The organism is Allobosea sp., assembly GCF_035999205.1.
GTDB lineage: Bacteria > Pseudomonadota > Alphaproteobacteria > Rhizobiales > Beijerinckiaceae > Allobosea.
This window is the reverse complement of sequence record NZ_DASYHA010000004.1, coordinates 1-21,927: the sequence shown is the minus strand read 5'-3', so window position 1 is coordinate 21,927 and position 21,927 is coordinate 1. Positions and strand designations below refer to the sequence as shown.

25 protein-coding genes are annotated in these 21,927 nt (G+C 66.4%); 15 read left to right on the top strand and 10 right to left on the bottom strand.

Annotated elements, in window-relative coordinates:
- Positions 1-453 precede the first annotated feature (453 nt).
- Genes VGN82_RS00830 through dnaQ form a run of 5 tightly spaced genes read left to right on the top strand, consistent with a single transcriptional unit; the run spans position 454 to position 4,140 of the window.
- A complete protein-coding gene (locus VGN82_RS00830; RefSeq protein ID WP_327525078.1) occupies positions 454-1,284 on the top strand; it encodes a pyruvate, water dikinase regulatory protein in 831 nt (276 codons plus the stop codon).
- Positions 1,281-1,907, top strand: a complete 627-nt coding sequence (locus VGN82_RS00825) for a Maf family protein (protein ID WP_327525077.1) — start codon at positions 1,281-1,283, stop codon at positions 1,905-1,907. The genes VGN82_RS00830 and VGN82_RS00825 overlap by 4 nt, the downstream gene beginning before the upstream one ends.
- 30 nt (positions 1,908-1,937) lie before the next feature.
- Positions 1,938-2,771 carry a shikimate dehydrogenase gene (locus VGN82_RS00820; RefSeq protein ID WP_327525076.1) on the top strand — a complete coding sequence of 278 codons (834 nt, stop codon included), beginning with the start codon at positions 1,938-1,940 and terminating at the stop codon, positions 2,769-2,771.
- Between the two features lie 45 nt (positions 2,772-2,816).
- On the top strand, positions 2,817-3,437 hold the full coding sequence (gene coaE / locus VGN82_RS00815) for a dephospho-CoA kinase (protein WP_327525075.1): 621 nt from the start codon (positions 2,817-2,819) through the stop codon (positions 3,435-3,437).
- Positions 3,430-4,140: a DNA polymerase III subunit epsilon gene (gene dnaQ, locus VGN82_RS00810; RefSeq protein WP_327525074.1), complete on the top strand. Its 711-nt coding sequence runs from the start codon at positions 3,430-3,432 to the stop codon at positions 4,138-4,140. The genes coaE and dnaQ overlap by 8 nt, the downstream gene beginning before the upstream one ends.
- A gap of 7 nt (positions 4,141-4,147) precedes the next feature.
- On the opposite strand, the gene VGN82_RS00805 is transcribed toward dnaQ, so the two are convergent.
- Together VGN82_RS00805 and secB are read right to left on the bottom strand one after the other, a co-directional pair.
- On the bottom strand, positions 4,148-4,891 hold the full coding sequence (locus VGN82_RS00805; protein WP_327525073.1) for a TerC family protein: 744 nt from the start codon (positions 4,889-4,891) through the stop codon (positions 4,148-4,150).
- Between the two features lie 177 nt (positions 4,892-5,068).
- Positions 5,069-5,560, bottom strand: a complete 492-nt coding sequence (secB, locus tag VGN82_RS00800; RefSeq protein WP_327525072.1) for a protein-export chaperone SecB — start codon at positions 5,558-5,560, stop codon at positions 5,069-5,071.
- A gap of 246 nt (positions 5,561-5,806) precedes the next feature.
- Between secB and VGN82_RS00795 the strand changes: the two genes are divergently transcribed.
- The 4 genes from VGN82_RS00795 to VGN82_RS00780 are packed head-to-tail and all read left to right on the top strand — an operon-like array spanning position 5,807 to position 8,641.
- On the top strand, positions 5,807-6,538 hold the full coding sequence (locus VGN82_RS00795; RefSeq protein WP_327525071.1) for a Tim44/TimA family putative adaptor protein: 732 nt from the start codon (positions 5,807-5,809) through the stop codon (positions 6,536-6,538).
- Between the two features lie 59 nt (positions 6,539-6,597).
- Complete coding sequence (gene mltA / locus VGN82_RS00790; protein WP_327525070.1) at positions 6,598-7,716, top strand: murein transglycosylase A; 1,119 nt, start codon at positions 6,598-6,600, stop codon at positions 7,714-7,716.
- A complete protein-coding gene (locus tag VGN82_RS00785; RefSeq protein ID WP_327525069.1) occupies positions 7,716-8,273 on the top strand; it encodes a Smr/MutS family protein in 558 nt (185 codons plus the stop codon). The genes mltA and VGN82_RS00785 overlap by 1 nt, the downstream gene beginning before the upstream one ends.
- A complete protein-coding gene (locus tag VGN82_RS00780; RefSeq protein ID WP_327525068.1) occupies positions 8,270-8,641 on the top strand; it encodes a helix-turn-helix domain-containing protein in 372 nt (123 codons plus the stop codon). The genes VGN82_RS00785 and VGN82_RS00780 overlap by 4 nt, the downstream gene beginning before the upstream one ends.
- On the opposite strand, the gene VGN82_RS00775 is transcribed toward VGN82_RS00780, so the two are convergent.
- Positions 8,638-9,216: an AAA family ATPase gene (locus tag VGN82_RS00775; protein WP_327525067.1), complete on the bottom strand. Its 579-nt coding sequence runs from the start codon at positions 9,214-9,216 to the stop codon at positions 8,638-8,640. The genes VGN82_RS00780 and VGN82_RS00775 overlap by 4 nt on opposite strands.
- Before the next feature lie 32 nt (positions 9,217-9,248).
- Here VGN82_RS00775 and VGN82_RS00770 point away from each other — a divergent pair, with 32 nt between their 5' ends.
- On the top strand, positions 9,249-10,247 hold the full coding sequence (locus VGN82_RS00770; protein ID WP_327525066.1) for an adenosine kinase: 999 nt from the start codon (positions 9,249-9,251) through the stop codon (positions 10,245-10,247).
- Between the two features lie 208 nt (positions 10,248-10,455).
- On the opposite strand, the gene VGN82_RS00765 is transcribed toward VGN82_RS00770, so the two are convergent.
- The 3 genes from VGN82_RS00765 to rpsO form a co-directional block, all read right to left on the bottom strand.
- Positions 10,456-11,091 carry a pyridoxamine 5'-phosphate oxidase family protein gene (locus VGN82_RS00765; RefSeq protein WP_327525100.1) on the bottom strand — a complete coding sequence of 212 codons (636 nt, stop codon included), beginning with the start codon at positions 11,089-11,091 and terminating at the stop codon, positions 10,456-10,458.
- Between the two features lie 227 nt (positions 11,092-11,318).
- Positions 11,319-13,487: a polyribonucleotide nucleotidyltransferase gene (gene pnp, locus VGN82_RS00760; RefSeq protein ID WP_327525065.1), complete on the bottom strand. Its 2,169-nt coding sequence runs from the start codon at positions 13,485-13,487 to the stop codon at positions 11,319-11,321.
- Positions 13,488-13,746: 259 nt separating this feature from the next.
- Positions 13,747-14,016 carry a 30S ribosomal protein S15 gene (gene rpsO / locus VGN82_RS00755; protein ID WP_327525064.1) on the bottom strand — a complete coding sequence of 90 codons (270 nt, stop codon included), beginning with the start codon at positions 14,014-14,016 and terminating at the stop codon, positions 13,747-13,749.
- A gap of 226 nt (positions 14,017-14,242) precedes the next feature.
- Between rpsO and VGN82_RS00750 the strand changes: the two genes are divergently transcribed.
- From VGN82_RS00750 to ligD, 3 genes are read left to right on the top strand one after another with little or no spacing between them, the layout of a single operon-like run.
- Complete coding sequence (locus VGN82_RS00750) at positions 14,243-14,470, top strand: hypothetical protein (protein WP_327525063.1); 228 nt, start codon at positions 14,243-14,245, stop codon at positions 14,468-14,470.
- On the top strand, positions 14,470-15,357 hold the full coding sequence (gene ku, locus VGN82_RS00745) for a non-homologous end joining protein Ku (RefSeq protein ID WP_327525062.1): 888 nt from the start codon (positions 14,470-14,472) through the stop codon (positions 15,355-15,357). The genes VGN82_RS00750 and ku overlap by 1 nt, the downstream gene beginning before the upstream one ends.
- Positions 15,358-15,371: 14 nt before the next feature.
- Positions 15,372-17,927 carry a DNA ligase D gene (gene ligD, locus VGN82_RS00740; protein ID WP_327525061.1) on the top strand — a complete coding sequence of 852 codons (2,556 nt, stop codon included), beginning with the start codon at positions 15,372-15,374 and terminating at the stop codon, positions 17,925-17,927.
- Positions 17,928-17,936: 9 nt separating this feature from the next.
- Here the strand turns inward: ligD and VGN82_RS00735 are convergent, their stop codons facing one another.
- A complete protein-coding gene (locus tag VGN82_RS00735; RefSeq protein WP_414644167.1) occupies positions 17,937-18,311 on the bottom strand; it encodes a winged helix-turn-helix transcriptional regulator in 375 nt (124 codons plus the stop codon).
- A gap of 124 nt (positions 18,312-18,435) precedes the next feature.
- Between VGN82_RS00735 and VGN82_RS00730 the strand changes: the two genes are divergently transcribed.
- Entirely contained in the window at positions 18,436-19,047 is a 612-nt protein-coding gene (locus VGN82_RS00730) for an NAD(P)-dependent oxidoreductase (RefSeq protein WP_327525060.1), read from the top strand.
- Here the strand turns inward: VGN82_RS00730 and VGN82_RS00725 are convergent.
- Together VGN82_RS00725 and VGN82_RS00720 are read right to left on the bottom strand one after the other, a co-directional pair.
- On the bottom strand, positions 19,031-19,405 hold the full coding sequence (locus VGN82_RS00725) for an Atu4866 domain-containing protein (RefSeq protein ID WP_327525059.1): 375 nt from the start codon (positions 19,403-19,405) through the stop codon (positions 19,031-19,033). The genes VGN82_RS00730 and VGN82_RS00725 overlap by 17 nt on opposite strands.
- Before the next feature lie 93 nt (positions 19,406-19,498).
- Entirely contained in the window at positions 19,499-20,233 is a 735-nt protein-coding gene (locus VGN82_RS00720) for an SDR family oxidoreductase (RefSeq protein ID WP_327525058.1), read from the bottom strand.
- A gap of 225 nt (positions 20,234-20,458) precedes the next feature.
- Between VGN82_RS00720 and VGN82_RS00715 the strand changes: the two genes are divergently transcribed.
- On the top strand, positions 20,459-21,361 hold the full coding sequence (locus VGN82_RS00715; protein WP_327525057.1) for an AraC family transcriptional regulator: 903 nt from the start codon (positions 20,459-20,461) through the stop codon (positions 21,359-21,361).
- A 52-nt stretch (positions 21,362-21,413) separates the two neighbouring features.
- On the opposite strand, the gene VGN82_RS00710 is transcribed toward VGN82_RS00715, so the two are convergent.
- Positions 21,414-21,927: methyl-accepting chemotaxis protein (locus tag VGN82_RS00710; RefSeq protein WP_327525056.1), on the bottom strand; the 514-nt coding region annotated here is incomplete at its 5' end.

The window sequence follows — 21,927 nt, the reverse complement described above, 5'->3', positions numbered from 1 at the left end:
CGATCCATCCCGATCTCTCAATTAAGATTCTTTTAGAGAGAATCTTCTTCTTTGACTCTTGGAGGTGGGCAGATAGCCCGGCACAGCTTTGTCCACAACGGGTCCACAGGACGCAGGGTGGCAAGGGGTGACAAGTGAATGGGCGACCGCAGCTGTTAATGCATTATTAACTCGGCCAGATTCGGATCGCCCGACTCGCCCGTCAAAATGATTCACGTGAAACACTCTCGGCCATCCCCACAGGGGCAGGGCTGTTGACGGATTCTTAAGGTTATACAGAGTCGCTCCCCGGGCTCCCGGTGCGGCCTCCTTATCCACAGTCCTCCCCAGGCCTGGAAATGCCCATACGTCATCTCTGCGGGTAATGCCCCGGCATTTCCGCCGAGCGGCGAATTTGCTTTGACGGCGCGGCGGGATAGAGGTGGCAGACGCCGCACCGACCCGGGAGCCACCGTGGCCCGCAACTACTTCCACCTCCACCTCGTCTCGGACGCGACAGGCGAAACCCTGATCGCGGTCAGCCGCGCGGCTGCCGCGCAATACGAGACCGTCTCGGCGATCGAGCATGTCTATCCGCTCGTCCGCTCGGAGGCGCAGCTCGCCCGCGTTCTCGCCGAGATCGAGGCGTCGCCTGGCGTCGTGCTCTATACGCTCGTCGAGCCGGAATGGTCGGAACGTCTGGAGAATTTCTGTCGCGAGCTCGGCTGCCCCTGCCTCTCGGTCCTCAACCCTGTGCTGGCCCTGTTCCAGTCCTATCTCGGCCAGGCTTCGGCGCCGCGGCCTGGCGCCCAGCACGTTCTGAACGCCGAGTATTTCCGCCGCATCGACGCAATGAACTACACGCTCTTGCATGATGACGGTCAGCTCGGCGGCGATCTCGAAAGCGCCGACATCATCCTCGTCGGCATCAGCCGGACATCGAAGACCCCGACCTCGATCTACCTCGCCAATCGCGGCATCAAGACGGCCAACATTCCGCTGGTCCCGAATGTGCCGTTGCCGGCGGAGCTGGAGCAGATCAAGAAGCCGCTGATCGTCGGCCTCGTCGCCAGCGCCGACCGCATCGTCCAGATCCGCCAGAACCGGTTGCTCTCGCTCCGGGCGGATGACGAGACGCCCTATGTCGACCCGGCTTCGGTCGCCGACGAGGTCGCCCAGTCGCGGCGCCTGTGTGCGCGCAAGGGCTGGCCTGTGATCGATGTCACCAGACGGTCGATCGAGGAGACGGCAGCTTCGATCCTCGATCTGCTGCGCGACCACCGCATGAAGTTCATCGCGACATGAGCGCGGTCGCGACTCTCTGGCTTGGTGCCGAGCCCTTGCTCCTGGCCTCGGGCAGCACGACGCGTCGCGATATGCTGATCGCTGCCGGCATCCCGCTCGAGGTGGCAAAGCCCGATATCGACGAGCGCGCGGTCGAAGCACCGCTCGTGGCCGCCGGCTCACCGCGCGAGGCTGTGGCTGCGGCACTCGCCTGTGCGAAGGCCCTGGTCGTTTCGCAGGCGAATCCAGGACGCCTCGTGCTTGGAGCCGACCAGACCCTGGTCTGTGATGGCGAAGCGTTCCACAAACCCCGAACAGCGATGGAGGCTGCCGATCAGATCGCGGCATTGGCCGGCCGGACGCATGAACTGCACAGCGCCTTCGTGCTGGCAAAGGACGGAGCACCGGTCGCCGATGGCATCGCCGTCGCACGCCTGACCATGCGCAGCCTCTCACCGGACTTCATCATCAGCTATCTCGACGCGGTGGGAGAAGCAGCGTTGTCGAGTGTCGGCGGTTACCAGGTCGAGGGCATCGGCGCCCAGCTTTTCGAGACGATCGAGGGCGACCATTTCACCATTCTCGGCCTGCCGCTTTTTGCCGTGCTCGCAGGCCTCCGCGATCTGGGTGTTCTCGCCCGCTGAATCTGTGCTCGCTGGATTAATGGACTGACCATGCCTCCCCGCTGCTTCATCATCGGCCATCCTGTCGCCCATTCACGCTCGCCGCTGATCCACGGAACCTGGCTCGCGGAACACGGGCTCCGCGGATCCTATGAACGGGTCGATGTCGCTCCGGAGGATCTTCCGGCATTCGTCGAACGCCTGCGCGCCGGCGAATTCACCGGTGGCAACGTCACCGTGCCGCACAAGGAAGCGATGCTGCCGCTGATCGACGAGGTCAGCGAAGCCGCGCGCGCGATCGGTGCGGTCAACACGCTCTGGCGCGAGGGCACGCGGATCTGTGGCGACAACACCGACGTCTCCGGCTTCCTGGCCCATCTCGATGCCACGGTCCCGGGCTGGGACGAGCGGGTGCGCACGGTTCTCGTGCTGGGCGCCGGAGGCGCCGCCCGGGGCATCGGCTTCGGTCTCAAGGTGCGGGGCGTCCGCCGGATCATTCTGGCCAACCGCAGCCGCACGCGCGCCGACGAGCTTGCCGCCTCGCTCGGTGCTCCCGTCGAGGCCGCCGACTGGGCGCAGCGGAATGCACTCGTCGGACAGGCTGATCTGGTCGTCAACACCACGGCGCTCGGCATGCATGGCCAGCCGCCGCTCGACCTCGACCTGACGCATCTGCGGCCAGGCACCATCGTCGACGACATCGTCTATGTGCCACTGATGACTCCGCTGCTGGTGGATGCGGAGCGCCGCGGCGGCGTTATCGTCGATGGACTCGGCATGCTCCTGCATCAGGCCGTGCCGGGTTTCGCCCGCTGGTTCGGTGTGACGCCGGCCGTCACGCCCGCGCTGCGGGCGAAGCTCGAAGCCGATATTCTGGGACACTGATTCGACGGGACAGCCCATGGCAGAGCTGACGGACGCTTTCACGCGATGACCTTCATCCTCGGCCTCACGGGCTCAATCGGCATGGGCAAGTCCACGACCTCCGCCCTGTTCCGGGAGCGGGGTATCCCGGTCCATGACGCCGACGCCACAGTGCATGATCTCTATCGCGGCCGCGCCGTCGCGCCGATCGGCGAAGCCTTTCCCGGCGTCGTCGCCAACGGAATGGTCGATCGGCCGCGCCTGTCGGCGGCGGTGCTCGGCAAGCCGGATTCCCTGCGCCGGCTGGAAGCGATCATCCACCCCCTGGTGCGGGAGGAGGAGGAGAGCTTTCTTCATCGTTGCCAGGCGGCTGGTGCAGGACTTGCCGTGCTCGACGTGCCGCTTCTGCTCGAGACAGGAGCCGAGGGCCGCTGCGACGCGGTTCTCCTCGTCAGCGCCCCGGCCGCCATTCAGCGCGAGCGCGTTCTGGCCCGGCCCGGAATGACCGAAGAGAAACTCGACGCGATTCTGACCCGGCAGATGCCCGACGCACAGAAGCGCCGCCGTGCCCATTTCATTGTGGACACGTCGCGGGGCGTGCTGGCCGCACGTCGGCAGGTCGGCTCTATCCTGAGCGTGCTCGCCGGCCGGCCGGGCAGGGCCGCGCGGAGACTGTCAGATGCGTGAAATCGTACTCGATACCGAAACCACCGGCGTCGAAGCCAACAATGGCGACCGGATCGTCGAGATCGGCTGCGTCGAGCTGGTCAATCATTGCCCGAGCGGCCGCACCTTCCACGTCTACATCAATCCCGAGCGCTCGATGCCGGTCGAGGCCTTCAATGTTCACGGCCTCTCGGAAGAGTTCCTCTCGGACAAGCCGCTTTTCGCTGCCGTCGCGCAGGAGTTTGCCGCGTTCATCGCCGGCGCGAAGCTGGTGATCCACAACGCCGCCTTCGACGTCGGCTTCATCAATATGGAGTTCAAGCGCCTCGGGCTGCCGCCGATCGAGCAGGCCTTCGTCGTCGACACCCTGTCGATGGCGCGGCGCAAGCATCCCGGCGCCTCGAACAGCCTCGATGCTCTCTGCTCGCGCTACGGCATCGACAACAGCCGCCGCACCAAGCACGGCGCTCTGCTCGATTCCGAGATCCTGGCCGAAGTCTATATCGAGCTGCTCGGCGGCAAGCAGGCCTCGCTCGGTCTCGGGGTCTCGGCGGTGGCAGGAAGTGGCGGCCTGGCCGGCATCGTTGTCGAGCGTCCGCAGCGGCTGCGGCCGCTGGCGCCCCGGCTGGATGAGGCCTCGGCCGCAGCACATGAGACCTTCATCCGCTCGCTGGGCAAGAACCAGCTCTGGCGCGGCTATCTCGGCATTGCCGAGGAAGCCTGACGAGGGGCTAGCCGCCCCTCCTTCTGTCGGCGCGCCGCGACATCATGTTCAGCCCCTCGACGGCGGCAGAGAAGGCCATCGCGGCATAGATGTAGCCCTTCGGCACATGCGCGCCGAAACCCTCGCCGATCAGCGTACCGCCGATCATCAGCAGGAAGCCCAGCGCCAGCATCACGATGGTCGGGTTCTTCTCGATGAACAGCGCGAGCGGATCGGCCGCGAGCAGCATCACCAGAACCGCGACGACGACGGCGATGACCATGACGGGGATGTGGTCGGTCATACCGACCGCCGTAATGATCGAGTCGATCGAGAAGACGAGGTCGAGCAGCAGGATCTGGAAGATCACGCCGCCAAAGGTGACAGCCGCGGCCCGGCCGCCGTCGAAGACGTCCGGACCGTGATTGGGGTCGACCTTGTGGCGGATCTCCGTCGTCGCCTTCCAGACCAGGAACAGGCCGCCGCCGATCAGGATGAGGTCGCGCCAGGAGAAGGCCTTGCCGAAAACCGTGAAGATCGGCGCTGTCAGCTGCACGATGATCGCGACAGTGCCCAGCAGCGCTAGGCGAAGGATCAGCGCCAGTCCGATGCCGATCCTGCGGCCGCGCGAGCGCTGATGCTCGGGCAGCTTGTTGGTCAGGATCGAGATGAAGATCAGGTTGTCGATGCCGAGCACGACCTCCATGGCGATCAGTGCACCGAGCGCAGCCCAGACTGCGGGGTCGGCGGCGAGCGTCATAAGGTAGTCCATCGGTCCTCCGGCATCATGAAAATGGCGGGCGGCCATGGGCCGTCCGCCTTGCGATGACGCGGAGATGGAGAGCCCCGGCTTCAGCCGCAAGGGCAGGCCGGCAGGAACTTTCAAGGGATCGGCGTGAAAAAGGGCCCCGAAGGGCCCTTTTGGATCGGTCGGATTGTCGCAGGCGACTCAGGCGTTCGGCACGCCCTGCTGGGCCTGGAATTCCTGCATGCGCTGCTGGAACAGGGCCGCGAAGTCGATCGGCGGAACATAGAAGGGCGGAAAGCCGCCGTTCTGGACGGCCTCGGCGATGATCTGCCGGGCGAAGGGGAAGAGCAGCCGGGCGCAGTCGATCACCAGCACCGGATGGATATGCTCCTGCGGGATGTTGAGCAGGCGGAACACGCCACCATAGCTCAGGTCGAAGGCGAACAGCGTCTCGCCATTGAGCTCGGCCTTACCTTCGAGCTGAAGGACGGTCTCGAAGTCGTTCTCGCCGAGGGCGCTGCTCGAGACATTGACCTGCAGCGACATCTGCGGGCCTTCCTGGGCGGCTTGCTGGCCAAGCGCGCGCGGTGCCTTCGGGTTCTCGAAGGAAAAGTCCTTGGTGTACTGGATCAGGGCGCTCATGCTCGGCGCAGCGTCGCCGGCACCGTTGCCGTTGGGGAGTTCGTTGGCCATCGGACCCATCGCTTCTGGCTGGCTGTCTAGGGAAATCCCGTGCCAATCCTGACGTTCGGGACTGCGCTCCGCTCTCCGGTTCGACGCGGGCGTCGGCTATCATGGACGACAGCGCGGCACAAGAAGCCGCCTTCACAAGCAGGGGGGTGGATGTTACGAGCCTAGCTTACCATATGACGCATGGCGGCCTTCCCGGAAGGGTGCCGCGGGTGAATTATCGCGACTGGAGCTTCGGGTCAGCTTTCGATGCAAAATTCCTTCGATGTGACGACTCTGGTCTTCCTGGCTCTGGCCGTTTTCGTCGCCTGGAAGCTGCGCTCCGTGCTCGGCCAGAAGACCGGCAGCGAGCAGCCGCCGGCCGATCCGTTCTCGCGCCGCGAGGCGCCGCCGATGCGGCCCGACCAGACACCTCCTGCCGAGGCCAAGCGCGACAATGTCATCCGACTGCCGGGCGCGGCCAATGATCCCGCCGCGGCTCCGCCGCCGGCCGCCGACCGCTGGAAGGACATCGCCCCCGCGGATTCGCCGATCATCGCCGGCATCGACGCGATCGTGCGGCAGGAGCCCGCTTTCGATCCGCGCGATTTCCTCGGCGGCGCCAAGGCAGCCTACGAGACGATCGTCACCGCCTTCGCACGCGGCGACCGCAAGATGCTCAAGAGCCTCCTCGCCAAGGAAGTCTATGAAGGCTTCGAGCAGGCGATCACCGATCGCGAGAAGCGCGGCGAGAAGGCCGAGTCCAATTTCGTCTCGATCGACAAGGCCGAGATCACGGCCGTCGACGTCAAGGGCAAGACCGCGCAGGTCACCATCGCCTTCGTCTCGCAGCTGATCAGCGTGACCCGGGATGCCCAGGGCGCGGTCGTCGACGGCAGCGCCGAGGCGGTTTCCGAGGTCAACGACATCTGGACCTTCTCGCGCCAGCTCGGCAGCCGCGACCCCAACTGGCTCCTGGTCGCCACCGAATCCGCGGCGTGATCCGTGGCGCCGGTGTCGCACTGGCGCTGCTGGCAGCCTGTTGGGCGCCTGTGAGCGCCATGGCTGCGTCTTCCCCACCATTGCCGGCCGGCGCGACGGCCGAGCCCCTGGAGCCTGCCAGGGTCTCCGGCTGGGCCAGAGACGACCATCGCGCCGCCTTCGCCATCTTCGCGCGCGGCTGTCAGGCCGAGCCGCCACTGAGAGCCTCCGTTCCTGTTCCCGCAGCGCTGGCCGCGGTCTGCAGGCAGGCTGGGCGCCTGGCATCCGCCGGACCGGTCGGCCCCCATGCGGCCAGGCGGTTCTTCGAGCGGCACTTCTCGTTCTGGCGCATCCGGCCACCCGCGGCGCCGACGGGTTTCATGACCGGCTATTTCGAGCCCGAGTTCGAAGGCTCTCTCACCCGTTCGGACAGCTACCCGACGCCGCTCTATGGCCGCCCGCCAGAGCTGGTGACGCGCCTGCCGGGCGATGACTGGCCCGGCATGGACGCAGCCCTTTCCGCGGCCCGACGGACGGCGACGGGGCTCGAACCATTCCACGACCGCACCGCGATCGAGACCGGGGCCCTCGACGGGCGCGGCCTCGAGGTTCTCTGGATGCGCGATCCCGTCGACCGTTTCGTGCTGCAGGTTCAGGGCTCGGGCCGCATCCGTCTGCCGGACGGCTCGGTGACGCGACTGGTCTATTCCGGCCGCAATGGGCATGCCTACACCTCCCTCGGCCGCGTGCTCAGCGAGCGCGAGGGCATCCCGCCCGCCGAGATGACGATGGACCGCCTGATCGCGCGGCTGAAGGCCGATGCCGGCTTCGCACGTGACCTGATCCGGCTGAACCGCTCTTTCGTGTTCTTTGCCCGTCGTGACGATCTCCCTGCCGATTCCGGCCCGATCGGCGGCGCCGGCCTGCCTTTGACGCCGCTGCGCAGCATCGCCATCGACCGGACAGTCTGGCCCTATGGTTTGCCGGTCTGGATTGATGCGACGCTGCCGGATGGCGATGGCGGCATGGGCCGGCTCGCGCGCCTGATGATCGCGCAGGATACCGGTTCGGCCATCCTCGGCCCTGCCAGGCTCGATCTCTTCGTCGGTTCCGGCGCCCGCGCCGGCCACCGTGCCGGGCTGATCCGGCATCCGGTCGATTTCATCGTGCTTTGGCCGACCGAGCCCGGACGACCGTGATGCGCTCGCGGCGGGGCCGGACATTGTCGGAGGCCGATCTTGCGCTCTGGCGCCAGGTCGCGCGCTCGGTGAAGCCGCTGGCGGGACGGGTGCCCGTGGAACCGGAACCGCTGCCCCCGGCCGCGCCAGCGCCGGAGGCAGCGCCTGTTCTCCTCGCCGTGGCGCTCAAGCCGTCGAAATCGGCCCCATCCCCGCCGCCGCTCGCCCCCTTGGAACAGCGCCTGCGGACGCAGCTCAGGCGCGGCCAGCAGGGCGTCGATGCGGTCATCGATCTCCACGGCATGCGCCAGGACGAGGCCCATCTGGCGCTGCGCGCCTTCCTACGCCGCGAGCAGGGGCGTGGCACCCGGCTGGCCCTCGTGGTAACCGGCAAAGGCGCGGCCGGCACCGCCCTGTTTGGCGACGAGCGTGGCGTCTTGCGGCGGGTCGTACCGCACTGGCTGCGCCTTCCCGATCTGCGCCCGCTTGTGGTCGGTTTCGAGGAGGCCCAGGCCCGTCATGGCGGCTCCGGCGCGCTTTATGTCAGGCTGCGGCGCGCCCGGGAGGCCGGACAGTGACGCCCTTTGGCCGGCGCGTGCGCGAGCTGAGGGCGCAACGCGGCATCACACTGGCCGAGATGGCGCAGGTGCTGGGGGTGACACCGGCCTATCTGTCAGCGCTGGAGCACGGCAAGCGCGGTCGCCCGACCTTCACTTTGATCCAGGGCGTCATCCATGTACTCGGCGTGATCTGGGACGAGGCGGACGAACTGGTTCGCCTGGCCGACCTCTCGCACCCACGGGTGACCGTCGACACGGCCGGCCTCGACGCGGAGGCAACGCTCTTCGCCAACCGCCTGGCTCGCGAGATCGGCGACCTCTCCCGCATCGATTTCGATGCGTTGACCGCGGTGCTCGACCAGGCCTCCCGACGCGATGAGCGCTAACCCCTTGCCGCGAGCTCACCGAGCAGGAAAGCGATGCGCTCCTCGACGGAGAGCCGCGGCAGCAGGACGATATCGTAGCCGAGCCCGCCATAAGCCGTGACCAGGTGGTCGTATTCGCGCTCGGCTTCCGTGAAGCTGTGGGGTCGCTCGCTATCGGTGACGTGAAGTTCCGGCCAGGGCGGCGCCAGAAAGACCGTCGAGGCGTAGAGATAGGCTCCGGCCAAGGTAGCGAGGCTTGGCTCGCCCGTAGCCCGCTCCAGCGCTGCTGCGGCATCGACGATGCTGCGGTCGAAGACGACAAGGCCGCCGACGGACAGGGCCTGCTGCCTGTCGGCGATGGCCATGGCCAGTGCCCGTCGCGCGAAAGCGGCCGGGTCGCGCCACGGCAAGGCTGCGCCGTCCCCTGCGAGCTCCTCGCGGACGATCCGCCGGCCGGGCTCCGCTACGGTGGCGACGCCCTTTCGCGCCAGTGCCTCGAGCAGCGTCGACTTGCCGCCGCCGGAGCAGCCCGAGATCACGAAGAGCCGGTCATGCGGCTCCGCCTTGCTTGACCTGCCAGCCCCGTGATGCGACACGCCCAATTCCCTCCTTCCCCCGGATTTTCCTGATGTCCAGCACGCGCACCGACGTTCTTGCCCTCGGCAATGCCATCGTAGACGTCATCGCTTCCGCCGAAGAAGATTTTCTGGCGAAGCACGGCCTGACCAAGGGCGCGATGGCCCTGATCGACGAGGCCCGCGCGGAAGCGCTCTATGCCGCGATGGGGCCGGGCAAGGTGATCTCGGGCGGCTCCGCTGCCAATACCATCGCCGGCCTCGCCTCCTTCGGCGGCAAGGGCGCCTTCATCGGCAAGGTCAAGGCCGACGAGCTCGGCCGCCTCTACCGGCACGATCTGACCTCGCTCGGCGTGGCCTTCGACTCCGCCGCGGCCAATGACGGCCCGGCGACGGCGCGCTCCTTCATCATCGTCACACCTGATGGCGAGCGCACGATGAACACCTATCTCGGTGCCTGCCAGGGCCTGACCGTCGCCGATGTCGACGCGAAGGCGATCGAGAACGCCGACATCGTCTATCTGGAGGGCTATCTCTGGGATCCGCCGGCGGCGAAGGATGCCTTCCGCAAGGCCTCCGAGATCGCCCACAAGGCCGGCGGCAAGGTCGCGATCACGCTGTCGGATTCCTTCTGCGTCGATCGTTACCGCGACGAGTTCGTCGGCCTGATCCGCAACCGCATGGTCGATATCGTCTTCGCCAACGAGCATGAGCTCAAGAGCCTCTACGAGACCGGCGACTTCGACACGGCCTTGTCCTGGCTGCGCTCGGAGAACATCCTCGCCGTCGTCACCCGCTCGGAGAAGGGCGCACTCGCCGTGACCCCGGAGGGCATTGTCGAGGAGCCGGTGTTCCCGATCGAGCGTGTGGTCGATGCCACCGGCGCGGGCGACCTCTTCGCGGCCGGCTTCCTCTTCGGCCTGACCTCGGGCCGGGAGGTTCGCGACTCCCTGCGCCTCGGAGCGCTCGCAGCGGCCGAGATCATCAGCCATGTCGGCGCACGGCCGGATGTGAGCCTGAAGACGCTGGCGGGGAACGAAGGGCTGCTCTGAGCCCTGCCTGCTCTCCCCGGGGGGAGCCTGCCACCGGAGCAGATGGATGAGTTACGGGCCGCGCGAGCGGCCCTTTTTCTTTGGGGTGAGGGCAAGCCCGATCGGCGTCACGGTCTGGCCTGGCCCGACCACCCACGTCTTCACTGATCGAGGGCGGTGTCCACGGCGTGGATGCTCGCTACAAGGGTGAGCATGACCCTTGCGTGCTTCAGTACAGCGTAGCCTTGACCCGTTCCGGCAATGCCTTGTCGTAAGCCTCGCCATCGAAGGTCTCGATGGCCGCATCGCGCGCCGTGATGTCTCGGAGGATCTGGCCGGCGCTCGGCACGCTGCCCTTCGCGACATGCCTCGCCGGGTTCCAGAGGTCGGCCCGTACGATGGCGCGCGAGCACTGGAAGTAGATGCTCTCCACGGTGACCACGATCACGCAGGCCGGGAGCTTTCCGGCCATCTCGAAGCGCCCGCACAACTCAGGGTCGCTGGAAAGGCTGGCGACTCCGTTGACGCGCAGCGTCTCGCCGTAACCCGGCACCACGAAGAGCATTCCGATTCTCGGGTCGAACAGGATATTCTTCAATGAATCCAGACGGTTATTGCCTTTTCGGTCCGGAATCAGGAGCGTTTTCGCGTCCCGGACCGTGACAAACCCCGGCAGATCCCCGCGCGGTGAACAATCCAGGCCCTCTGGACCGTTGGTCGCGAGCACGAAAAAGGGGGAGGCCGCGATCAATGCCGCATAGTTCGCATCGACATGGTCGATCTCCTTGGCGATCGAGGCCGGGGCGACCGGGTTCGGGTAGAGGGCCGCGAGCTGGTCGAGCGAGGTGATGCGGTGCGCGGTCATGCCAGTCTCCGTGGATCGGCATATGTCTAGACTATTAAGCGCGGCCTTGCCAGCCGCCATTCTCAAGGCGCCGGGCAGCCGCGACTCGAGAAACGCGCGCCGACAAGCTGCTGATTTCCGAGATGCCCGAGTCGATCACGATCACGGCGACGGCTCCGAAAGCGAAAACGCCCCGCATCCTGCGATGCGGGGCGTCTCGTTTCACGTGAATCCGAGGAAGCCGGAGCTTACTCGGCCTGCTGCTTCTCGCGGGACTTCTCGGCCTCGCGGGCGGCCTTCAGCTTCTCGGTGATGTCCTCGCCGGTCTCCTGGTCGACGACCTTCATTGAGAGGCGGATCTTGCCGCGGTCGTCCTGGCCGAGGAACTTGACCTTGACCTTGTCGCCTTCCTTGACCACGTCCGAGACCTTCTGGACGCGGTTGGCGGCCAGTTCGGAGATGTGAACGAGGCCGTCCTTGGCGCCGAAGAAGTTCACGAAAGCGCCGAACTCCATGATCTTCACGACCGTGCCGTCATAGATCATGCCCGGCTCGGCTTCCGAGACGATCGACTTGATCCACTTGATCGCGGCTTCGATCGACTTGCCGTCGGCCGAGGCGATCTTGATGGTGCCGTCGTCCTCGATGTTGACCTTGGCGCCGGTCTTCTCGACGATCTCGCGGATAACCTTGCCGCCCGAACCGATGACTTCGCGGATCTTGTCGACCGGGATCTTCATCGTCTCGATGCGCGGGGCATACTCGCCGAGCTGGCCGCGCGAGGTCGCGAGCGCCTTGTTCATCTCGCCGAGGATGTGGTCGCGACCGCCCTTGGCCTGCTCGAGGGCGACCTTCATGATCTCCTCGGTGATGCCGGCGATCTTGATGTCCATCTGCAGCGAGGTGATGCCCTCGGCCGTGCCGGCGACCTTGAAGTCCATGTCGCCGAGATGGTCCTCGTCACCCAGGATGTCGGAGAGCACGGCGAAGCGCTCGCCTTCCAGGATCAGACCCATCGCGATGCCCGCGACCGGCGCCTTCAGCGGCACGCCGGCATCCATCAGGGCGAGCGAGGTGCCGCAGACGGTGGCCATCGAGGAGGAGCCGTTCGACTCGGTGATCTCCGAGACGACGCGGATCGTGTAGGGGAACTCCGACTTGGCCGGCAGCATCGGGCGGATCGCGCGCCAGGCGAGCTTTCCATGACCGATCTCGCGGCGGCCGGGCGAGCCCATGCGGCCGGCTTCACCCACCGAATAGGGGGGGAAGTTGTAGTGCAGCAGGAAGGTCTCCTTGTAGGTGCCTTCCAGCGAGTCGATGAACTGCTCGTCGTCGCCGGTGCCGAGCGTGGTCACGACCAGCGCCTGGGTCTCGCCGCGGGTGAACAGCGCCGAGCCATGGGTGCGCGGCAGGACGCCGGCCTCGGAAACGATCTTGCGGACCGTCTTGAGGTCGCGGCCGTCGATGCGGACGCCGTCATCGAGGATGGTCCAGCGGACGACCTTGGCCTGCGCCTCCTTGAACTGGCCGGCGACCTGCTCCTTGGTGAAGGTGGTCTTTCCGTCCGGCTCGTCCGAGACGAGCACGGCGACCTTGGCCTTGGCGGCGTCGAGAGCCTTGTAGCGCTCGGCCTTGGTGGTGATCTTGTAGGCGGCGCGGATATCCGCATCGACGAGCTTGAGCACCGCATCGAGCACGACGGCATCGTCCGGAGGCGTGAAGTCGCGCGGCTCCTTGGCGGCCTTCTCGGCCAGGCGGATGATCGCGTCGATCACCGGCTGGAAGTGCTTGTGGCCGAACATCACGGCGCCGAGCATGACCTCTTCCGAGAGCTGCTTGGCTTCGGATTCGACCATCAGGACCGCGTCCTGGGTGCCGGCGACGACGAGGTCGAGCGCCGATTCCTTGACCTCTTCGATCAGCGGATTGAGCTTGTAGGCGCCGTCGATATAGCCGACGCGGGCTGCGCCGACCGGGCCCATGAAGGGCACGCCGGAGAGCGTCAGCGCCGCCGAGGTCGCGACCATCGAGACGATGTCGGGATCATTCTCGAGATCGTGCTGGAGCACGGTGCAGACGACCTGCGTCTCATTGCGGTAGCCCTCGACGAAGAGCGGGCGGATCGGCCGGTCGATCAGGCGCGAGACCAGCGTCTCCTTCTCGCTCGGGCGGCCTTCGCGCTTGAAATAGCCGCCGGGGATGCGGCCGGCCGCGAAGGTCTTCTCCTGGTAGTTGACGGTCAGCGGGAAGAAATCGATCCCGGGCTTGGGCGACTTGGCCGAGACGACGGTCGCGAGCACGACGGTCTCGCCATAGGTGGCGAGCACGGCGGCGTCGGCCTGGCGGGCGATCTTGCCGGTTTCGAGCACGAGCTTGCGCCCGCCCCAGATCAGTTCTTCGGTCTGTACATCGAACATGAGATTATCTTTCGGATCGGATGCGACCCGTCCGGTGCCCCAGGCCCATGGACAAGACGGCGAAACGCTCGGTTCTGCGAAGTCGCGCCCGAGCGCTTGGCGATCCTGCCATGGGCGAAGAAAGCGCCCGGCGGGTCATGCGGCGGGCCGCCCATGCGGCCGCCGCGTTGTAGCGGGATCGATGCCGCACCATTGCGGCAGGTCCCTTAATCGAAGCGCCCGGAGCGAGGTCGCACCGGGCGTTAGCGTCAGGCGTCGATCAGCGGCGGATGCCGAGCTTCTCGATCAGCGTCCGATAGCGCGGCTCGCTCTTGCTCTTCAGGTAGTCGAGCAGCGAACGGCGCTGCGAGACCATCTTGAGGAGGCCGCGACGCGAGTGGTTGTCCTTGGTGTGGGACTTGAAGTGGCCGGTCAGGTTGTTGATGCGCTCCGTCAGGATCGCGACCTGGACTTCCGGCGAACCGGTGTCGTTCGGCTTGGTGGCATACTCTTTCAGGAGCGCGGTCTTGCGCTCGGCAGTGATCGACATCGTATGATCCTCGTATTGGGGTTGATCTGGCGGGCCATAGCCGGGATGTCGTCCAGCAGGGTCCGAAGCCCGCGATCCGCCTCATCGGGGAGGGGTCGCGCAGCCGGTTTTTGAGGCCGGATGGCGGGGGTATACACGAAATCGGCGGAAAGACCAGCGGCCTCGGCGGAACCTCTCGGCACGATATCCGTTCTGCCCTCACGGGTCGGATCGCAGGTGTTGCGTCATGCGTATGTCGGACAAGGATCGCCTCATCGTCGCGCTGGCGGCACAGCTGCGGGCGGAACGCGAGACCCGGGAGGCGCTTGCAGGGGTTATCCGGAACGGCCAGCTCGACCGTGAGGTTCTGCTGGCCATTCTGGAGGATCCGGTCCCGGCACTGTCGCACGAGGATCTCGCTCAGGCGGACAGACTTGGCTCGCGTCGCTGGACGCCTCCCGCGAGGGCGGCCTGATGGCCCCCCGCCCCGCCTGGAAGGGCTACCTCAAGCTCTCGCTGGTGTCCTGCGCGATAGAGCTGACGGGTGCGACCGACCATAGCGAGAAGGTTTCCTTCCGCGTCATCAATCGCAAGACCGGCAACACGGTCAGGCGTCAATATGTCGATGGTGTCACCGGCAAGCCGGTCGCTGATGAGGACGAGGTCAAGGGTTACGAGATCGGCGACGACGAATACCTGCTCGTCGAGGAGGACGAGATTGACGCGGTCCAGATCGATTCGTCGCACACGCTTTCGATCGAGCAGTTCGTCGATCGATCGGACATCCCGCAGATCTATTTCGATACACCCTACTACGTCACCCCGGCGGATGACGTCTCGGAAGAGGCCTTCGCCGTCATCCGCGAGGCCATGGCGCGCCAGAAGAAGGCCGGCATCGCCCGCATCGTGCTCTATCGCCGCGAGCGGCCGGTGATGATCGAGCCCTTCGACAAGGGCCTGCTACTGACGACGCTGCGCTACGACAAGACGGTGCGGAAGCCTGAAGAGACCTTCCGCGGCATGGCGAATCCGAAGATCGACCCTGAGCTGATCGATCTCGCGACGCACATCATCGACAAGAAGCAGGCGGCATTCGATCCCTCGGGCTTCGAGGATCGCTATGAGGCCGCCCTTCTCACCCTGATCCAGGCCAAGCAGAAGGGCCGCAAGCCGCCCGTCGTTCAGTCCGCCGAGCGTCCCGCCAACGTCGTCAACCTGTTCGACGCGCTGAAGAAAAGCCTGGCCGGGGATGATGGCGGCGAGCCTCCGGCGACCAAGGCCGCAGCACGCAAGAGCGCAGCGAAACCAAGAGCCGGGTCAGCGCCGAAAAAGCCCGCGCCGAAGCCGAGAAAGAGCGCCTGAGCTGGGAGGCCTGAATGCCCGGTCTCGACCTCTACCGCGCCAAGCGTGATTTCAGCCGGACCCGCGAGCCGGCAGGCGCGGCTACCCGCCGTGATTCCAAGGCCAGGAAGCAGCCACAGGGCGGCGCCTTCGTCGTTCACAAGCACGCCGCGAGGCGCCTGCACTACGATCTGCGGCTCGAACACGACGGCGTGCTCTGGTCCTGGGCGGTGACGCGCGGGCCGAGCCTGGACCCCGACGACAAGCGCCTCGCCGTCCATGTCGAGGATCACCCGCTCGAATATGGCAGCTTCGAGGGCACCATTCCCGAGGGCCAGTATGGCGCGGGCTCGGTGATCATCTGGGATGAAGGGCGCTGGGTGCCGGAGGGCGATCCGGCCTTCGGTCTGGAGAAGGGCCATCTCTCCTTCATGCTGGAGGGCCACAAGCTCGCCGGCCAATGGCATCTGGTTCGGCTGAAGCCGCGACGAGGCGAAAAGCGCGACAACTGGCTTCTCATCAAGGTCGACGACGCGGCGGCGCGTCGTGACGACGACATCCTCGAATCCACGCCGAATTCGGTCGTTTCGGGACTGAGCGTCGAGGATGTCGGCAACGGCAAGGAGGCGAAGCCGAAAGTCTGGGCGAAGACGAAGCGGCCGCGCAGCAAGCCGGACCGACCTGCCAGGGCGAAGCCGGCGCGGCGGCGGAAAGCAGATAGCGACACGTTCTCGCGCTTCGTCGAACCTTGCCTCGCGACCCTCCAGGACAAGCCGCCCGCAGGTGACGACTGGCTGCATGAGGTCAAGTTCGACGGCTATCGCCTGCAGGCGCGCATCGAGAACGGCAAGGCCACGCTCCTCACACGTTCGGGACTCGACTGGACCGAGCGTTTCGGCGACGGGCTGACGGAGGCTTTGGCGGCCTTGCCTTGTGAAACGGCGCTGATCGATGGCGAGGTCGTCGCGCTTGGCGAGAACGGGATTTCCTCCTTCGGCGCACTTCAGCAGGCACTGTCGGAGGGCGCGACGAAGCATCTGGTCTACTTCGCCTTCGACCTACTCTATCTCGACGGCCGGGACCTGCGTGGCGATCCGCTGCTCGCCCGCAAGGAAAGGCTGGAGGACCTGCTCCGGGCGGCAGGCGACATGGGGCCGCTGCGCTACAGCGAGCATTTCGTCGAGCCCGGCCAGACCATGCTGCGCCATGCCTGCCTCATGGGCCTCGAAGGCGTCATCTCCAAGCGTGCCGACGCGCCCTATCGCAGCGGGCGGGGCCGCGACTGGATCAAGTCGAAATGCACGCAGCGACAGGAGTTCGTCATCGCCGGCTATGTGCCGTCCAAAGGCTCGGGCCGAGAGCTGGGCTCGATCCTCACCGGCTATCATGAGGATGGCGTGCTGAAGCCCGCAGGTCGCGTCGGCACGGGCTTCACCCGGAAATCCGCTGCGACGCTCAAGGCGCGTCTCGATGCGGTCAGGCGCAAGACCTCGCCCTTCGCCGGAGCGCCCGGGCGCGAGCGCGGTGTCGTCTGGGTCGAGCCCGAGCTAGTCGCCGAGGTCGAATTTCGCGCCTGGACCCAGTCGAGGACGCTGCGCCATGCCAGCTATCTCGGCCTGCGCGAGGACAAGCCGGCAGAGGAGGTCGTTGCCGAGAGTCCCCAGGAAGAGAGGAAGGTACCCGCGGCCCCTAAGCCACGCAGGGCGAAGACACAGCGAAAGGCGGCCAAACCCGCGCCGCGTGCCGAGACGACGGTCAAGCTCTCCAGCCCCGACAAGCCGCTCTGGCCGGATATCGGACTGACCAAGCAGGGGCTGCTCGACTATTACTCGACCGTCTGGCCCCTCATGCGCCCCCATGTCGTCGACCGCCCGCTCAGCCTCGTCCGGGCGCCCAACGGCATCGAGGGGCATTCTTTCTTCCAGAAACACGCCATGCCGGGCATGCACGAGGCCGTGCAGCGGCGGAAGGACGAGGATGGCGAGGAGCTCCTCTTCATCCGCGACTTCGACGGGCTCGCGGCGCTGGTGCAGCTCGGGACGGTCGAGATCCATCTCTGGGGCGCGACCATCGACGCCGTCGAAACCCCCGACCAGGTGATTTTCGATCTCGACCCGGACAGCGGCTTATCGCTCGACCGCGTGCGCGATGCCGCTTTGGCCGTGCGCGACAGGCTTGGTGAGCTCGGATTCAAGAGCCTGCTCAAGACCTCCGGCGGCAAGGGCTATCATGTGGTGATGCCGTTGAAGCCCCGGGCCGGTTGGGACCGGGTCAAGGGCTTCGCGCGCGACTTTGCCCAGGCGATGGCGCAGTCGGAGCCGGCGCTCTACACGGCGACGCTGTCGAAGAAGGCCCGCAAGGGCAAGATCTTCATCGACTATCTGCGCAATGGCCGGGGTTCGACTGCGATCGCGCCCTATTCGACGCGGGCCCGCCCCGGCGCTTCCGTCGCCATGCCGATCGCCTGGGAGGCTCTCGCGGAAACCGCGCCCGATGCCTTCAAGGCCGATGCCATCAGCGCTGGCGGCCCACTTCCGGACATCTGGAGCGGGTTCCTCGATAGCCCCCGGCCGCTGACCGGCAACGGTTGACCCGCTTGTTCAGAGCAGGAGCGTCTCTCCGTGATCATAGCGCCGCTGTGCCTCCTGCACCGCGCCGATATGGCTCTCGGCCCAGTCGGTCAGAGCCTGGACCGTTGCAGCCAGCGTGCGGCCGAGCTCGGTCAGCGAATACTCGACCGTTACCGGCACGGTGGCGAACACCTCGCGCCGCACCAGCCCGTCGCGTTCGAGGCTCTTCAGCGTCTGCGACAGCATTTTCTGCGAGATGCTCTCGATGCGCCGACGCAGCTCGTTGAAGCGCAGTGTCTCGCGGTCGAGCATGATCAGGATCAGCACGGCCCATTTGTCGCCGATGCGGTCGAGCACCTGTCGTGTCGGGCATTGGGCGCTGAAAGGGTCGGGTCGTTGCAGCATGGCGGTTTCCTTGGAGTGACCATGTCTCGCGAAAGTGCCTTCTTTACGGGCGGCACGGCGTGAGCCATCTGGGTTCCATTGGATCGTTGGTATCCATTGGTTACCAGAAAGAGGAACTCCTGTCATGGCCATCGCACTCGTCGGCGCCACCGGTTTCATCGGCTCGCGCCTCCTCGCCGAGCTCGCTTCGCGCGGCCACGCCGCCACGGCGATCGTCCGCAACCCGGAAAAGGTGCCTGCACTCCCCGGCGTCAAGGCTGCCAAGGGCGACATCTTCGACAAGGGCGGGCTCGCGGCGGTTCTCACCGGCCATGAGGCGGTGATCAGCTCGGTGCATTACCTGGCAAGCGATCCCGAGACGCTGCTCGGGGCGGTGAAGCAGTCCGGCGTCAAGCGCTACCTCGTCGTCGGCGGCGCCGGCAGCCTCGAAGTCGCGCCCGGCGTGAAGCTTTTCGACACGCCCGAATTCCCGGCGGCCTATCTCGACGAGGCCAGGAAGGGCGGCGTCTATCTCGACCTGCTGAAGCAGGAGAAGACGCTGGATTGGACCTTCCTGTCGCCTTCGGCGGTGATTGCGCCGGGTGAGCGCACCGGCACGTTCCGCCTTGGCCTCGACCAGCTCCTCGTCGATGGCAAGGGCGAGAGCAGGATCTCGGCCGAAGACTATGCGGTCGCGCTGGTCGACGAGCTGGAGAAGCCCGCCCACAGCCGCCGCCGTTTCACGGTTGGATACTGAGCTCTGCCGCATTGCGCGCGCGGCGGAACTGCATCTCGCCGATGCTGAGCACGCCGCGGCGCATCTCTCCCTTGGCGAGATGACCGCTGTCGCTCTCGAAATAGAGCTGGGAGCGATCGACCTGATAGCGGCCGTGATGCCAGGCGGACAGGGCCTGCTTGGCCTTGTTGTAGCGGCCGTCCGGCCGTAGCTCGATGACGATCGCGCCGTCATCGGTCGCCCAGCGACCGATCGCAGCGCGCTCGAAGGCATCGGCCTCGTCGAAGGCCGCGATCTCCAGCGAGCGGACGGGGCGGCTGGAGGGGACCAGGTTGGCGGCGAAATGGCCGAGGGAGTGAAGCATCTGTGCGAGTGGCATGGTCGGGTCTCCTGATCTGTCATCGGTCATCGACCCCGGCCTTCCGGGGTCGACCATTCGTGAACCAGCTGTCGCGCGACGCAGGCAGCAGGTTCAATATGGGCTGGCGGTTGGCCGCACGATGATCTCGCTGACGTCCACATCACCGGGCTGTTCGATCGAAAAGGCGATGGCGCGCGCGATCGCGTCGGGCTCGATCGCGATCTGACGGAACTCGGCCATGGCAGCCTGGGCGCCGGGGTCGGTGATGGTGGAGGCGAGCTCGGACCGGGTGACGCCGGGCGAGATCACAGTGACACGTATGTCTTCATGCTCCTGGCGCAAGCCCTCGGAGATCGCGAGCACGGCGAATTTCGTCGCGCAATAGACCGCGGCGGTTGGATAGACCTGATGTCCGCCGATCGAGGAGATGTTGACGAACTGGCCGGAGCCCTGCCGCTTCATGATCGGCAGGCCCGCCTTGATGCCGTGCAGGACGCCGCGGATGTTGACGTCGATCATCCGGTCCCATTCGTCGATCTTGCCGGCGTCGAGCCTCGACAGCGGCATCAGCCCGGCATTGTTGACGACCACGTCGACGCGGTCGAACTGCGCTTCGGTGTAGCCGAGGAAATCCTCGACATCATCGGCTCTGGCGACGTCGACGGCCTTAACCCGAACCGAGCCACCCGCGGCCGCGATCTCCCGGGCCAGCGCTTCGAGCCGGTCCGTTCGACGTGCGCCGATCACGACATGGGCGCCGCGCGCTGCCAGCAGTCGCGCCGTGGCTTCGCCGATGCCGCTGCTCGCCCCGGTGATGGCGACAACCTTGCCCTTGATTCCAGACATCATGCTCTCCTGTGGTTGGCTCTTGGCTGCCGGTCGCGCCAGGCGCTTCGGCGTGGAGAAGCAATGCCGCGGCGAGGGTTTCGCGCGGTAGACCAATGCAGCGCAAGGATTGCCTGATTCTCCAGAGATGCCCATTTTGCATCGCTCCGGAGGCCCCGATCATTGTATGAAAATCCAGGCACGGCGCTGGTCGGTGCCATGTCTGGGAAACAGCGGAGGCGGGACATGCAGCAGGTCGGCGAACTCGCGGCGCTGATTGGGCGGCTCTGCACGAGTGATGGCATTCACCAGACGGCGATCCCGCGTCTGGTGTTGATCCGCTCCAGCCAGCCGACGGAGCCCTTGCACGCTTTGCATGAGCCGGCGCTTTGCATCGTCGTGCAAGGCCGCAAGCAGGTGATTCTGGGGGAGCGGGTCTATCATTATGACCGCAGCCAGTACCTGGTCGTATCGGTGGACCTGCCGGTCATCGGCCAGGTCGTCGACGCTACGGACGAGGCGCCCTACCTTTGCATCCGGCTCGATCTCGATCCCGTCATGATCGGCGCGATCATGCTGGAGGCGGGCGTCGCGGATACAGATGCCGGCGGCGCGGGGTCCGGCCTGACGCTGAGCCCGGTGGCGTCGGAGTTGCTGGATGCTGCGCTGAGGCTGGTGCGGCTGCTGGAAACGCCTCGCGACATCGCCATGCTGGCACCTTTGGCCGAGCGCGAAATCCTGTATCGCCTGATGACGGGTGAGCAGGCCGGGCGCCTGCGCCAGATTGCCACCAGCGAAAGCAGGCTGCAGCAGGTCAACCGCGCGATCGGCTGGATCAAGCGCAACTATGACAAGGCCTTCAGCGTCGAGACGCTGGCGCAGGAGGCCCGCATGAGTCCCTCCGCATTGCATCAGCACTTCAAAACGGTGACGGCGATGAGCCCGCTGCAATATCAGAAGCAGCTGCGCCTGCAGGAAGCCCGGCGCCTGATCCTCGGCGCGGCGCTCGATGCCGCTTCCGCCGGCTTCCGCGTGGGCTATGAGAGCCCGTCGCAGTTCAGCCGGGAGTACCGTCGTCTCTTCGGCGCGCCGCCGTTGCGGGATGCCGCGCGCCTCCGCAGCGCTGGCCTCGACATGACCGGGGCCTGAACCGCGTCGCGGTCCAGGCCCCGGTCGATCTCGGGTTGGGCGGTTACGCCGCTCAGAACTCTTCCCAGCCGGTGTCGTTATGGCCGTTGGCGACCTTCTTGGCCGGGGCGCGCGGGATCGGCGCCGGGGCCGGGGCGCGCGGCGTGGCCGCCGGTGCCCGGGTCTGGACGAAGGCGGCCTCGGCGAGCTTGCGCAGGCGTTCGGGCTCGCTGGCCGCCGGCGCGGCCAGTCTGCCGGCGCCGTTGCCCCCGTCCTGCCCGGTCCTGAACGCGGCGACGAGGTCGTTGAGCTGTCCGATGCGGGAGGAGAGGGAGGCGGCGGAGGCGGCGCTCTGTTCGGCCAGCGCCGCATTGGCCTGGGTCATCTCGTCGAGATGGGCGACGGCCTGGCTCATCTCGTCGATGCCGTTGGCCTGTTCGCCGGAAGCCGCCGAGATGTCGGCGATGGTGGCGGCGACCTTCCTGGAGTGGCTGAGGATCTGGTCGAGCTGGTCGCCGGCCTGGCGCACCAGCTTGACGCCCTCGCCGACCTCCATGTTCGAGGACGAGATCAGGCCGGAGATGTCC